The sequence below is a fragment of the Gimesia alba genome, from assembly GCF_007744675.1.
Classification (GTDB): domain Bacteria; phylum Planctomycetota; class Planctomycetia; order Planctomycetales; family Planctomycetaceae; genus Gimesia; species Gimesia alba.
Genome location: NZ_CP036269.1, coordinates 3,072,369 through 3,085,736, shown reverse-complemented (window position 1 = coordinate 3,085,736; position 13,368 = coordinate 3,072,369). Strand labels below are relative to the sequence as shown.

General features: G+C 52.7%; 12 protein-coding genes. 6 read left to right on the top strand and 6 right to left on the bottom strand.

Annotated elements, in window-relative coordinates:
* On the top strand, nucleotides 1–735 hold the full coding sequence (locus Pan241w_RS11555; RefSeq protein ID WP_145215402.1) for an oxygen-binding di-iron domain-containing protein: 735 nt from the start codon (nucleotides 1–3) through the stop codon (nucleotides 733–735).
* Nucleotides 736–855: 120 nt separating this feature from the next.
* Nucleotides 856–1,314, top strand: coding sequence for a hypothetical protein (locus tag Pan241w_RS11550; protein ID WP_145215399.1), 459 nt, complete (start codon nucleotides 856–858; stop codon nucleotides 1,312–1,314).
* Nucleotides 1,315–1,398: 84 nt separating this feature from the next.
* On the opposite strand, the gene Pan241w_RS11545 is transcribed toward Pan241w_RS11550, so the two are convergent.
* Complete coding sequence (locus Pan241w_RS11545; RefSeq protein WP_145215396.1) at nucleotides 1,399–2,475, bottom strand: alpha/beta hydrolase; 1,077 nt, start codon at nucleotides 2,473–2,475, stop codon at nucleotides 1,399–1,401.
* A gap of 163 nt (nucleotides 2,476–2,638) precedes the next feature.
* Between Pan241w_RS11545 and Pan241w_RS11540 the strand changes: the two genes are divergently transcribed.
* Both Pan241w_RS11540 and Pan241w_RS11535 read left to right on the top strand, forming a co-directional pair.
* A complete protein-coding gene (locus Pan241w_RS11540; protein ID WP_145215393.1) occupies nucleotides 2,639–3,088 on the top strand; it encodes a hypothetical protein in 450 nt (149 codons plus the stop codon).
* Between the two features lie 115 nt (nucleotides 3,089–3,203).
* Nucleotides 3,204–3,431: a hypothetical protein gene (locus Pan241w_RS11535; protein ID WP_232107423.1), complete on the top strand. Its 228-nt coding sequence runs from the start codon at nucleotides 3,204–3,206 to the stop codon at nucleotides 3,429–3,431.
* Between the two features lie 155 nt (nucleotides 3,432–3,586).
* On the opposite strand, the gene tal is transcribed toward Pan241w_RS11535, so the two are convergent.
* Nucleotides 3,587–4,672, bottom strand: a complete 1,086-nt coding sequence (tal, locus tag Pan241w_RS11530; protein ID WP_145215387.1) for a transaldolase — start codon at nucleotides 4,670–4,672, stop codon at nucleotides 3,587–3,589.
* A gap of 333 nt (nucleotides 4,673–5,005) precedes the next feature.
* Between tal and Pan241w_RS11525 the strand changes: the two genes are divergently transcribed.
* Both Pan241w_RS11525 and Pan241w_RS11520 read left to right on the top strand, forming a co-directional pair.
* On the top strand, nucleotides 5,006–6,442 hold the full coding sequence (locus Pan241w_RS11525) for a DUF1598 domain-containing protein (RefSeq protein WP_198000475.1): 1,437 nt from the start codon (nucleotides 5,006–5,008) through the stop codon (nucleotides 6,440–6,442).
* Between the two features lie 309 nt (nucleotides 6,443–6,751).
* On the top strand, nucleotides 6,752–8,548 hold the full coding sequence (locus Pan241w_RS11520) for an arylsulfatase (protein ID WP_145215381.1): 1,797 nt from the start codon (nucleotides 6,752–6,754) through the stop codon (nucleotides 8,546–8,548).
* On the opposite strand, the gene hemG is transcribed toward Pan241w_RS11520, so the two are convergent.
* From hemG to Pan241w_RS11500, 4 genes are all read right to left on the bottom strand, one after another.
* The gene (gene hemG / locus Pan241w_RS11515) at nucleotides 8,520–9,995 is read right to left on the bottom strand and encodes a protoporphyrinogen oxidase (protein WP_145215378.1); all 1,476 of its coding nucleotides are present in this window, start codon (nucleotides 9,993–9,995) and stop codon (nucleotides 8,520–8,522) included. The two genes, Pan241w_RS11520 and hemG, sit on opposite strands and share 29 nt — an antisense overlap.
* A 230-nt stretch (nucleotides 9,996–10,225) precedes the next feature.
* On the bottom strand, nucleotides 10,226–11,284 hold the full coding sequence (gene hemE / locus Pan241w_RS11510; RefSeq protein WP_145215375.1) for a uroporphyrinogen decarboxylase: 1,059 nt from the start codon (nucleotides 11,282–11,284) through the stop codon (nucleotides 10,226–10,228).
* 125 nt (nucleotides 11,285–11,409) lie between these two features.
* Nucleotides 11,410–12,240, bottom strand: a complete 831-nt coding sequence (locus Pan241w_RS11505) for a uroporphyrinogen-III synthase (RefSeq protein WP_145215372.1) — start codon at nucleotides 12,238–12,240, stop codon at nucleotides 11,410–11,412.
* A gap of 153 nt (nucleotides 12,241–12,393) precedes the next feature.
* Complete coding sequence (locus tag Pan241w_RS11500) at nucleotides 12,394–13,362, bottom strand: hypothetical protein (protein WP_145215369.1); 969 nt, start codon at nucleotides 13,360–13,362, stop codon at nucleotides 12,394–12,396.
* Nucleotides 13,363–13,368 lie beyond the last annotated feature (6 nt).

Below are 13,368 nucleotides of genomic sequence, written 5' to 3'. Positions count from 1 at the left end.
ATGTTCGACTTCGCCCCACCCACGATCAACGAAATTGCGCCGGATGTGTTTCGGATTGGCTGTTATGCGGCGGCTTTGGATTTGCAGTTTAATTATTTTCTCGTGCGGGATGAGGCGCCGCTGTTGTTTACGACCGGGTATAAGGCCAGTTTTCCACAGCTGCTTAAGGCGGTCGCTGAGGTCATCGATCCGGCGACGCTGCGGTATATTGCCTTCAGTCATTTTGAGTCGGATGAATGCGGGGCGCTGAATCAGTGGCTGGAAGCGGCTCCCGAGGCGGAGCCGGTTTGCAGTCTGGTGTCGGCGATGGTGAATATCAATGACTTTGCCATCCGGCCGCCGCGGGGGATGAATGACGGCGACCTCTTGAATACGGGCAAATATCAATACCGCTTCTGCTCGACCGCGCAACTCCCTCACGGCTGGGACGCCGGGCTGCTCTATGAAGAGACACAGGGGACGCTGTTCTGCTCCGACCTGTTCCACCAGGGGGGCAACGGCGTGCCGCTCACCGAGAGCGACTTGTCTGAACAGGTGCTGGCGGCGATGCAGCAGATGCAGGCGGGACCGCTGGCCGACTATATTCCCTACACCAGACAGACGGACAAGATCCTGCAGAAACTGGCCGCGTTGAAACCCAAAACGCTGGCCATCATGCACGGCTCCAGCTTCGCCGGCAACGGCGAACAGGCCTTTACGAATCTGTCGACCGCGATGAAAGACGTGTTTGGGTGAGTGCGCTTCACCGCGTAAAAAGGAGTTGCCTGTTGAGACGAGAGCAGTCAAAATACCCCGTAAGGAATGTTCGAATCGTCTTACTGAATTCTCATCCTCAATGTCAGCCAGAGAAGACTGATGGATTCACCCTTCAAATTTTATCTGCTGAAGCTCAGCCCAGTCGTCTGTTGCCTGCTGATACTGACGTTGGCGATCTACTCTCAGCCTGGCCCCCATCGCCAGCTCACGCCGCTGGAATCGAAGGTCGATCAAATTCCGCTGGGAGCCACACGCAGAGAAGTCCGGAAATTGATCGGCTCACGACACATTGCCACATTTCAAACCACCGGAGTCATTGTGAACCATCAAATTAAGAAAGGGCCTCCCAAACTGCTGGTCAGATACGGCCCTCCCCAAGACTATTCAATACGAATCTGGAAACAGGACGGAATGCACGCCAGGATCGCCTTTGATGAATCCGGGAAGGTCGTCTGTCGCTCGGTCAGGTCTCAAAGTGGAACACCAAGATATCACATCTTTGGCCCCTATTCCGTTTTCAAACATTTACGCCTTATGTTTCTCATCTATTTCATTTGAAACCGGCCTGGCTCCCGAACACCATAAGTTGCAGAGAGCTCTGTTTTTTCTACCACGAAAAACACGAAACGACACGAAATATTTTTAATCCACCTTAGCAAACTGCTTCTGGAAGAACTCGAGCATTTCGCGTTGTGGGTCGCGGCCTTTGGCTTTGGGGGTGTAGATGAAGACGTTTTCGATCTGGAGCGCGTTCATATTCTTGACCAGATCGCGGCCGAAGTTGGGGTGATGGATGCCCTGGCCGGGACGTGCGTTTTCGGGCAGAGGACCATCGGCTTCGCTGTAGATCATGTAGAGCGGCGGATCGTCTTTGGTCAGGTGCATGATTGCGGACGACTCATCATACCGTTTCTGCTGTTCCGGCGTGGGGTGTAATGCCTCTTTTGCGGTCGTGACACCATAGGCTTTGAAGATGGAAGGATGCTCCCAGGCGCGGCCGCCGACCAGTGCTTTGATCTTGATCGGGTCGTAGGTGCTTTGACCGCCCATGGTGCCGATGGCCTGAATGCGGGTCGACTGGCGTTTGACCGGGTCGTCGCTGTTGGGATCAGCCAGGTCATCGTGGAACCCGATCCACATCGAAATCCCGGCACCGGCCGAACCACCGTAGCAGGCGACTCGTTTTGGATCGATGTTCCATTCCCGGGCTTTGCTGCGGAGAAACTGCACGGCCCGCGCGCCGTCGCGTTGCGGTTCAGGAAGCAGAACGTTTTTCCCATCAATAAAGCGATAGTGAATCGCGGCGACGCTCATGCCGGCATCGAGAAAAAGCTGGAGCTGTCGGGGGTGAATCCGCTTGCTGCCGCCCACAAAGCCGCCGCCGTGAATGTAGATGACCAATGGCGTCGGTTTGTCTGATTTGGCCTGATAGAAATCCAGAACATTGCGCGGGTGATCGCCGTACTTCACATCCGCGTAGGTCGGCTTGACGGCTTTGGCCTGGGCTCCTCTGATCTTGTCGCGGTATTCTCTTGCTTCCGCGCGGGTCAGGATGCCGTCTTTGTTTTTGTCGGCAGCGGGAAATCGCTTTAATAATTTCTGCAGCTGTGCATCGGGCTGCGGTTTGTCTGCGGCGTTACTCCCATGACAAGACAGCATCACCATCGTGCATAAAACGAGAATTCGTAAACCAAGTCGAACTGTGGGAATTTGTGTCATTCTGTTGCTCGTTTTCTATTTTGGGATTTATGACCGCATTGATCTTGTGTACATTTTATTACACAATTCTATTTCAGAAGCGTATACTGAATCAAGGATGAAACATTCTCGGGTCACTTAATTTACGAACCAGTTCGGGTGAAACCATAGACTGGACAGACTGATGAAATCATCTCTCAAAAAATATCTGATCGTGTTCGTCTCGGTCGCCTGCTACCTGCTGCTGATGAAAGTCGCGATCGTCAATAAGCACAGTCCCCAGCGGGAGATTTCTCAGCTCGAGTCGACCGTGGCTCGGATTCCTCTGGGAAGTTCTCAAGACGAAACGGAGACGCTGATGGGATCTCCCCCTGACGCCACTTCAAATTCGAAAGGGGTCATCGTCAACCCGACAATGATGCTTGCAGCGGTGAACGAACAGATTGTGAAGTATGGAGTTCCACAGGAATACACGCTGCATACCTGGAAGAGGGATGATGTGATTGCGACGGTCGCCTTTGATCAAACAGGGAAAGTCGTCTGTCGCTGGGCGTGGTCTAAAAGCAGTATGCGGAGAAGGAGCTACCATCCCTACAGCCCCTATGAGATTCTCAAACGCGTGGGGCTGTTCTGATTTTGACAACGACGAACAGCACGAAATCGTTTTCTATGATTCAGATCAACCCCGAATCAGGATCGAACCTGTTTACTAAAGTGATTGTATTCCCATGAGATTCAAAATATCACAAATGGCAGCCTATACAATTGCCGATCTGACTGACCTGGACACTGAGCTTGTGGAACGGATTTATGCTTTACCCTCAAAAGCGGACACGTTCGATCTAAATGCGCCCATCGAAGTTTTACAAAAAGCACGCGATGAACTGAATGAATTAATCAAAACAAATGCGGAATATAATACTGCAATATACAATGAAATTCTGAAGGAGATTGACTATCTGGCGACTCCTGACTGATTTTTCAGTCAGCGTGGCATGGATTTTACTACCACGAAAAACACGAAATGACACGAACGTTTCTGGTAGTCTATCGATACAAAACAGGCATGCCTCACTATGATTCTTACAGTGAGACATGCCTGATTTTTTATCTCTACGACTCAGAATGATCTTCAGTCGACGTTCGCCAGGGATTCGCTTTTGGTCGTGATCACGTCCATCAGTTCGTTCCAGGACTGGACGAAGGAGTCGGCACCGTCTTTCTGGAGTTTGGCGGCGAGGGCTTGTACGTCGACGCCCGCTGTTTCGAATTCACCGAGCTTGGATTCACTGTCGCCGCCGCAGGCTGGCAGAGCATTGCCGACTTCGCCATGATCGGCGAAGGCGTTCAAGGTATTCTCGGGCATGGTGTTGACCGTGAAGGGGGAGGCGAGTGAGGTAATATAAAGCGTGTCGGATGCGTTCGGATCTTTCACTCCCGTACTGGCCCAGAGCAGACGCTGCGGACGGGCACCGAAGTTCAACGCACGCTGCCAGCGGGGGGAATTCAACAGATCCAGATAGGCTTTATAAGCCCGTTGACCAATGGCGACCCCCAGTTGATTGTGCAACGTTTCGGGAACGTTGTCGACAACGGCCCGGTCCCAGCGGCTGATGAACAGCGACGCGACGGAGCCGACTGCCGGATTCAGACCCGCTTCGATGCGTCGTTCGACGCCACGCAGGAACGCTTCGGCAGCATCGACGTAATGCTCGCTGGAGAAGAGCAGGGTGACATTCACGGGGATGCCGGCGAAGGTCGCTTCTTCAATCGCAGGCAGGCCCTCTTTGGTGCCGGGAATTTTGATCAATACATTAGGACGGCCCGCGCGGGCATGCAAATCTTTCGCCGCGGCCAGCGTGCTTTCGGTGTCGTAAGCCAGCAGCGGAGAGACTTCCAGCGAAACCCAGCCGTCAACGCCGTCAGTTCGATCCCAGACGGGGCGGAACTTATCGGCAGCCTGGGTAATGTCTTCGAGGGCGACTTCGAAAAAGAGTTGCTCGCCGGCCTGACCGTTTTTGAACTTCTCCTGAATCACACTGTCATACGATTGACTGTTTTTGATTGCCTGATGAAAGATCGTCGGATTCGAAGTCAATCCAGTTACCGAAAGATCATCGATATAACGCTGTAATGTGCCGTTTTCGAGCAGGTCGCGGGTGATATTATCAAGCCAGAGGCTCTGGCCGAGTTCGTTAAGTTGCTTTGTTGCCGTCATGGTATTCCTTCCCCATTTAGATGGTGAATCATAAATCAATATAAAAACAGTGTAACGGTAGTTTATTGTCGTGAATTCCCGTTATGAATGGAAGGCTGATCTGGATGCGTAAAATAAGTGCGGGTAATTTGTTTTTTGCTACCACGAAAGGCACGAAAAAACACGAAACGCTCTCTGGACCTTTCAAAACATGATCGAGATTCAGAAAGGACAAACGGATTTCCTGTTCATTTACCGGGAAATTAATAAAAGCCCTGACTCTGGAGTGGCGTGGCTGATAGAATGAGAGATGTCTTAATATCATGCGGGCAGCATTTTTTAGACAGAAAGTTGATGTTAATGAATCTCCTCTCTCTCGAAAAGATCTCTCGGATCAAAGTCGTTCGATGCGTCCTGTCTCTGTTCCTTGTCCTGTGTCTCTCGACCCTGAGTCTGGCACAGACAAATAACGGCGGCAACAACACCGGCGGTAATAATCAGAATAATAATCAGCAGAACGCAGGTGGAATCACCATTGATGCCGACGGCGTGATTGCGGCGCCGTTTCGTATTACGCAGAACAACAAACAATTGAATCAGCGCCGTCTGCAGGCACTTGCAGCGCAGTCACTGCCGGGCGACGTGAATCAGAAATCGGAGTTCCGCAAGATCTCGCTGGTGCAACTGGAAAAGGTCTGCCAGGAATTCAAAGAGAAAAACCAGCCGCTGCCTCCCGAGGTTCAATATCTGGCCGGCTTGTGGCGGATTGAGTATCTGTTTGTGGATCGCGAGAAGAACGATCTGATTATTGCCGGTCCGGCAGAGGGTTTCGCGGCGAATGCACAGAATCGGGTCGTTGGCGTGGAAACAGGGCGACCGCCGATTCGGCTGGACGATCTGGTCGTAGCGTTTCAATCGCAGGATCGCGGATTGATCACCGGTTGTTCGTTTGATGCGAAGCCGCAAAACCTGGCACGGATGAATGAATATATTCGTCGCACGAATTCCGCTTCCTCGGCAGCGACGGCGGCAACACGTTTTAAAACGATGGCGCAGATCATCGGTATGCAGGACGTTTCGGTAACGGGTGTACCTGCCGGCTCGCATTATGCCCGCATTCTGGTCGAAGCCGACTATATGCTGAAGCGAATTTCGATTGGCCTCGAGCCTTCGGGGATACGCGAAATCAAAAGCCATCTGGCGACGCTCCGCGGCGGCGGTAACAGCACGCAGCGCTGGTGGTTCACGCCGCTGTATGATGCGTTTACTACGACGGCAGCGCGGGATGCGTTTCAGCTTTCCGGGCAACGGCTGCAGATGATGTCGCAAGAGGAGTTTGTCAACACAGCCGGGCAGCGGACTGACGCAGCTCAGACGCGGCTTTCCACAACGAAGTACGCCCAGCAGTTCACGAAACACTTTGCCAAGCTGGCCGACCAGCATCCGACGTTCGCCGAGCTGCAGTCAATTACGGATTTGACCGTGCTGGCAGCCTTGATTCGAAAAGAAAACCTGGATCAACAGGTCGGCTGGGAGCATCGTTTCTTTTCTACGGAATCGGATTATCTGGTTCCTGTGGGAAACATTCCGAAACAGGTGCCAACGGCGATGAACTATAAAAAAGCGGGGCGGTTGATGATCTGTCTGGTAGGAGGCGGGGTAACGGTGAACGCCCGGGCTGTCGTCAACCAGACGGAGTTTGTGACGTCACGGGATAATTCGCTGGATGAGAAAAAAACGTCAGTTCTGGAACGGGGACAGGATCAAACAGTACGCTGGTGGTGGGATTGACGTTGGGCCTGTGATCGGGTCTACTGGAACTGTTGTCATTGGTTGTATGACGGTTTTGCTGAATTGCTGGTGTTAGAAATTGTTCCTCGCTTGAGTTGGATTCGCACTGTTGGACAAGCCAACAGTGGCACACTTTCTTGTGATACGAAGCTTAATTGACTGGCATGATTCAATCTGAATTCGCACTGTTGGACGAGCCAACAGTGCCACCCCAAAAATCCAAGATTAGTACCCGATACTCATTATTTATTCTAATTTTTCATATACTTTGTTCGTTTAATATCTGTTTTAAGGACACTGACTTTCATCATGAGACGCGCACCTTTGTTGAAACTGGTCTGTTTGTGGTTATTGTTTGTTGTGTTTACTTCAGGTCAATTGCTGCAGGCGGCTTCTAAGCCGAATGTGTTGTTGATCATGACGGACGACCAGGGCTGGGGCGATGTGCGCTCGCATGACAACCCTTTGATTGAAACGCCGAATCAGGATCTGCTGGCGAAGCAGGGGGCGCGGTTTGATCGTTTTTTTGTGTCGCCGGTTTGTGCGCCGACGCGGGCCGCTTTACTGACGGGGCGTTACAGTTTGCGAACCGGCGTGCATGGCGTGACGCGCGGCTTTGAAAATATGCGGGCCGAGGAAATCACCATCGCCGAAATGTTGAAGTCAGCCGGTTATGCGACGGGCGCGTTTGGAAAATGGCATAATGGGCGGCACTATCCGATGCACCCGAACGGGCAGGGCTTTGACGAGTTCTTTGGATTTTGCGGCGGTCACTGGAACAGTTATTTCGATACCAATCTCGAACGCAATCAGAAACCGGTTAAAACCAAAGGCTATATCACCGATGTGCTGACCGACAAGGCGATTGATTTCATCAAACAGAACCAAGAGCAGCCGTTCTTCTGTTATGTACCTTATAATGCACCGCATTCCCCCTGGATTGTCCCGGAGAAATACTGGCAGAAGTATGCCAACAAAGGTCTGGATGACAAAGCACGGTGTGCATACGCGATGGTGGACAGTGTTGATGAGAATCTGGGCCGATTGCTGCAGACGCTGGACGATCTCAAACTGGCCGACAATACGATCGTCTTGTTTCTGACCGACAACGGGCCGAACAGTAAACGCTATAACGGCGATATGCGAGGCCGCAAAGGATCGATTCATGAAGGGGGCATTCGTGTGCCGCTGTTTGTGCGTTATCCGGGAAAAATCAGACCCGGAACCGTCGTCAAACCGATCGCCGCTCATATTGACATTCTACCGACGCTTCTGGAATTCTGTGGCGTGGAATCGGTGTCCGGAATTCCTGTGGACGGGAAGAGTCTCGTTCCCTTACTGACAGATGACGCTACTGAAAACTGGCCGGAGCGGATGCTGTTCGTCGATCGCTTGTTTCGCAATTCGATTCCCGGTGCCGAATTGCCCGTGGGTTCGGTTCGTACGGACCGCTGGCGAGCCGCTTATGAGCGAAACAAGTGGAGTCTGTATGATATGCTGGCCGATCCGGGACAGAAAAACGATGTCGCTAAAGCGCATCCCGAGGTCGTGAAGAAGTTGAGTGCTGCTTACGCGGACTGGTTCCAGGATGTCTCGGACGCCGGCTTTGAGCCGATTCCGATTCCCGTGGGGCACCCCAGCGAAGCGGTCACTTCTGTTCCCGCGAATGAATCATTCCTGCAGCCGGAAGCCGGGCAGGGAATCAACTACAGCGGCAAAGGGCACCACGGTTATGCGAACAGCTGGTTGGAAGACTGGACCGATCCCTCAGCATCTGCCGCCTGGCATCTGAATGTTTTAACGCCGGGAAAATATACCGTCACGCTGAAATACACGTGTGCAAAACAGGACGTCGGCTGTAAGGTGGCTGTCTCGACCGGCGATCAAAGTCTGACCGCCACTATTTCCAAGCCGCATGATCCGCCGAAGATTGGGAACCAGGATCGCGTGGAACAATCAGACAACTATATGCGCAAGGACTGGGCGACAATCAAACTCGGAACGCTGGATCTGAAAAAAGGATGCTCTGACCTGAAGCTAACCGGCGTCAAGAAAACCGGCAACGAATTAATCGACGTTAAGGGGATTGAACTGACGCGGGAGTAAACAGCGTCTCAATCATTCGTTCTGCTGCCTGCTCGGCACTGTGAATGGAATCGGGAATGCCAACGCCACGATAGGCGTTGCCTGCCAGTTCCAGGTTGGGATATTGGTCGGCCTGTAGTTCGATCTGTTCGACCAGCTGCAGATGCCCCATGTGGTATTGCGGCATCGACTGATTGTGCCGCAGCAGTTTTGAGAATAGTGGTTTGCCTGTCACCCCCAGAATGTCGGCCAATTCGCTCTGAACGATGCTTTCGAGTTCTGCATCAGTATGCTCAAGCAGTTCGGCCTGCATCGCGCCGCCAACAAACGTTCGCAGCTGCACACATCCTTCGGGAGCCCGACCGGGGAATTTTCGACTCGCAAAGGCGACGGCAAAGATCTTGCGATTTTCGGCAGCCGGAATCACAAGGCCGAACGCATTCAGCGGATGCTTGATGTCTGAGAGTTTGAAGACGTTCACCAGAATCGCCGTCGACGCGTATTCAATTTGTGCAAGGAGACCGGAGAGTTCAGGCGCGAAGCCGGCAGTCATGCCAGCCGCATAGTGTGTTGCGGTCGCAATGAGCACCGCATCGAAGTGTTGTGTTTGTGTGCCACCGTCCGCTTCTGAGGTCACAGCATAACCGCCTGCTTTAACGGGGCTGATTTTTGTAACCGGCTGGCTGAAAAGAATCGTACCACGCTCGGAGACCCATTCGGCAAGTGTGCGCGTCAGCGTTTGCATGCCTCCCTGGAATGCGGCAAAGAGTCCGTAGCGGGCACCAGTGGCATCAGCCGATTTGGCGGCCCGTTTCTGTTTGCGGATCGCTTTAATCAGGCTGCGGTGATCGCGTTCCATATCCAGAAAGCGGGGCAGGGTCGCGCGCAGACTCAACTTTTCGGGATCAGACGTATAAATGCCGGCGACTAAAGGCTGAATGAGGCGATTCAAGGCTTCTACGCCAAAACGGCGCTTCACAAAATGTGCCAGACTTTCGTCATCCTGATCCAGTCCGGTCACACTCTGTCGGCGGGGAAGAAAATATTCGAGCCCCATCCGCAGTTTTCCCCAGAGACTCAGCAGCGGCGTCTTGAGCATGGGACCAATGCGGGACGGCGTCATCAATTCAAAGCCGAGCGGCACCGGAACGGGTTGCCCGTCCTTGAGAATCAAGGCGCCTCGATACTGCTGATTGGTGGAGATAAGTTGATCTTCCAGCCCCAGCCGTTTGCAGAGTTCAATCGCTGCCGGCTTATTCGTGATAAACATGTCGGCACCGGTATCGATCAGATAGTCCTGTTGCTCGATAGTGCCAATCCAGCCCCCCGTTTCCGGCTGCGATTCAAACAGGGTGACTTCGATTGACTGCTGTTGTGCGTCTGCCAGTTCGAACAGACGGTGGGCGGCGGAGAGACCGGTGATCCCGCCGCCGATGACGGCGATCCGTTTTGTTGCAGTTGAACTCATGGCGTGACTCTTACGTACTCAATGTTCTCTTTGGGTTAGGTCGTGTTTCTTAATTCGAACGGGCCTTACAAAAGATGCCTAACCGGGGCTAACGCCCTGCGGCTAATTTGGCATTTACTGCGGCCATAGTCCTTAAAACAAGGAACAGCACACTGTCGACCACGGTTTGATCTTACATAGCTCACTCTGTCGACCTCCGAATCCGGTTCTGAGTTATTAATAAACGCTACCTAGCGGCTGCCCAGTTCATGCACGATTTCGACGAGGGCTTTCACATTGTCGGGATTCATGTCAGGCATCACACCATGACCGAGATTGAAAATGTGTCCGTTCCGGCCGCCGGCAGCATCGAGAACCGACTTTGCTTTCTCTTTGAGTACCGGAATATCCGCGTAAAGGGCAATCGGGTCGAGGTTCCCCTGCACGGCGACGTCGGGACCGAGGATCTCCCAGGCATCAGCGAGGTTGATGCGCCAGTCGAGGCCGAACACCTGACCTCCCGTCTGTTTCTGCAGTGGAATCAACGCAGGATTCCCCGTGAGGAAATTGATCACCGGCGCATGATCCTCTACACCGGCAACGAGTCTTGCCGTATAGGGTGCCACATACTGCTGATAATCTTCGGGAGAGAGACAACCGGCCCAGCTGTCGAAGATTTGTACGGCCTGACAGCCCGCTTCAATTTGCCGTTGGAGATAGACAATCAGATTATCGACGAAGCGATCCATCAGCGCCTTCCAGGCACCGGGGTCGTTATACATCATCTGTTTGGTGCGGCGGTAATTTTTCGAACTGCCTCCTTCGATGGCATAGCTGGCCAGCGTGAACGGGCAGCCGGCAAAGCCGAGCAGGGGAATGTCGGCGGGCAAATCGGCACGAATCAGTTTGACGGCATCGAAAACAAACTCCAGACAATTCATATCGGCGATGTCCGTCAGCCGATCGACGTGTGAGGAATCGGCGAGCGGATTGTGAATGACCGGGCCTTCGCCTTTGACATATTCGAGATCGAGGCCCATCGGTTCCAGAATCGGCAAGAGATCGGCGAAGAGAATCGCGGCATCGACGCCGAGCACCCGTTGTGCGGTCAGTGTGACTTCGGCTGCCAGGGAAGGCGTTTTGCAGAGATCGATGAACGTCGTTTTGTTACGTACGGCCATGTATTCGGGTAAATAGCGGCCCGCTTGTCGCATAATCCAGATCGGCGTGGTGTCGACAGGTTCGCGGCGGACCGCTTTCATAAAACGACTATTCTGATAGTTGGCTTTCTCAGCCACTTGAGAATTCATTTTCAGCTCTTTCAAGTACGATTTCTGTAATTGCTCAATATTCCGTTTATTTTAGCAGGTATCAGAGCGGACGGAAATTCTGACGGAGCCGGTTTCCCGGAAACAACCTGATTCGGGAACGAGACTTACCGTTTTTTCGCGAGAATGTCCGGTGCGGCCTGGAGGGCGTCTTTGACAAGGGGGCCCATTTTGGGAGGACTCGATTCAAAATCGACGGGCAGCCCGGCCTGCTGCAATGCTTCCGAACAGGCAGGACCGACGGAAGCGATCATCGTTTTGGCAGCCGCCTGCAGCCATTTGTCCCGTACCTGTTCTTCGTCCGCAATTTGCAAAACGTGTGTAATCTGCTGGGCACTGGTAAACATCAGCACGTCGAATTCATTTTGAAGGGTCGCGTTGATCGCATCTCTTAAGCCGCTGGTATCCTCGGGGAGTGCCCAGCGATACACGGTGACAGGCAGAACCTGTGCCCCGCGTTTGCGAAGTTCGTCGTAAAATTCCTGTACGGGTTTTCCATATTCCTGCACTGCGATATGCTTGCCCGTGACCGAAAACTTTGCATCATCCCAGGCAGAAATAATTTCATGCCAGGTGTTCGGCTCGGGCGCGGTATAGTGAATCGGGACTTCCCAGTTTCGCAGGACGACCGTCGGTTTCGGCCCGCGGACCGTGACGATGATTTTTTTGAGGGCTGTGAGAAACTGTTCCCGCGGGAAATAGAGTTCTACCGCATCCAACAACGCGGTCGCCCCCACGCCCGTCATAAAGACCATCACATCGATTTCATTTTGAAACAGTTTTTCGCAGAACGCCTTGACCTGCTCGTTATCTTCCAGCGGAATTTCATCCATGGAATGGACGAGTGTTGGCAGCCCCTGATTTCGTTCAATCAGAGCGCGCATGGCCTCGCTTTTACGACTTTCAAAACTGCAGACGCGTAACGGGGTGTTCGTCATAGAGAAATATCACCATTTGAAGAAAGTATCGAGCGATGTCAGTTTTGTAATTATAGGAGGCGGCAGAATCGCAGAGAATGCTTGAAAGCGGCTTTCTTTCAGAGAACCCTGTTTTCATCGTGGAACGCAGGCGGTCAGTATAAGCTGATGCGTTTACTGATTCGGTTTGACGCGAAAACCGGATAACCACTGTTGAAAATCGGCATCGACTTCAGACAGATCATGCACATTCAGCAACTGCTCCAAGGTACGCTGCCCGGTTTCGTCGATTTCTCTGTTCGTGCGCAATTTGCGATAAAAGGGAGAGAGCAGCCTCTGCTGTTGCAGATACAGACAGAAATAACGTGCATAAGCATAGGTCAACGCTTCCCGATCGGTATTGATGCGGATCTGTTGCACCAGAGATTTCAAATCGGGCAACTGATTCCGGTCCAAGGCCGACAGCAAAATCTGAGCCCGCCAGTTGGAAATGCCCACCAGCTGATTGCCTGCTTCCGAGAATTCACACTGTTCGTGCAAAGAGGCCAGACCCTCGTCAAACCATTCCGGCATGTCAGGATAATCAATCTGGGCCAGTGCGTGTGTGAGTTCGTGCCCCAGGGTTCCGCCGCCCGTTGTCAGGTTGAGGACGATTCGCATTTCATCAGACTTAAAATAACCGTAATACGAACCGGTTTTCCTTTGATCGAGATCATAGGCGACCTGCTGGTAACGTTCCTGACTGGACAGCGCGATGATCGTAATCGGGCGGTCCGGCTGTGAATCGAAGTAGGAAACGTTGAGTGCATACTCGGTTGGCTGAATTGCTTTGCGATGCAAGGCCTCCAGCGTCTTGGTTTCATAATCCCCGATCAGAATATACGGCGCTCTGACCAACACATTCGTGGGAATTGAAATACGTTGCTGAATCTGCTTTGCCTGTGTTTCGCACTCGGTCAGCAGGCGCGATGACGGCTGCGGCAATTTGATCTCGGGCGCTGACTTGAATGTTTCCGGTGCGCTGAGACGGACCGCGTTCGATGAGGCGCGGCCTTCCTGAGTCCCCGAAAAGACCAGAAAGTAAAAGCCTGCCATCAGAACGAATGGTCCTGCAATTAACAGCGTATGACGGTGAACAGACAAAATAGC

Coding starts and splice junctions, on each gene's coding strand:
- Pan241w_RS11555 (WP_145215402.1), top strand. CDS start 1: ATGTTCGACTTCGCCCCACCCACGATCAACGAAATTGCGCCGGATGTG.
- Pan241w_RS11550 (WP_145215399.1), top strand. CDS start 856: ATGGATTCACCCTTCAAATTTTATCTGCTGAAGCTCAGCCCAGTCGTC.
- Pan241w_RS11545 (WP_145215396.1), bottom strand. CDS start 2,475: ATGACACAAATTCCCACAGTTCGACTTGGTTTACGAATTCTCGTTTTA.
- Pan241w_RS11540 (WP_145215393.1), top strand. CDS start 2,639: ATGAAATCATCTCTCAAAAAATATCTGATCGTGTTCGTCTCGGTCGCC.
- Pan241w_RS11535 (WP_232107423.1), top strand. CDS start 3,204: ATGGCAGCCTATACAATTGCCGATCTGACTGACCTGGACACTGAGCTT.
- tal (WP_145215387.1), bottom strand. CDS start 4,672: ATGACGGCAACAAAGCAACTTAACGAACTCGGCCAGAGCCTCTGGCTT.
- Pan241w_RS11525 (WP_198000475.1), top strand. CDS start 5,006: ATGTTAATGAATCTCCTCTCTCTCGAAAAGATCTCTCGGATCAAAGTC.
- Pan241w_RS11520 (WP_145215381.1), top strand. CDS start 6,752: ATGAGACGCGCACCTTTGTTGAAACTGGTCTGTTTGTGGTTATTGTTT.
- hemG (WP_145215378.1), bottom strand. CDS start 9,995: ATGAGTTCAACTGCAACAAAACGGATCGCCGTCATCGGCGGCGGGATC.
- hemE (WP_145215375.1), bottom strand. CDS start 11,284: ATGAATTCTCAAGTGGCTGAGAAAGCCAACTATCAGAATAGTCGTTTT.
- Pan241w_RS11505 (WP_145215372.1), bottom strand. CDS start 12,240: ATGACGAACACCCCGTTACGCGTCTGCAGTTTTGAAAGTCGTAAAAGC.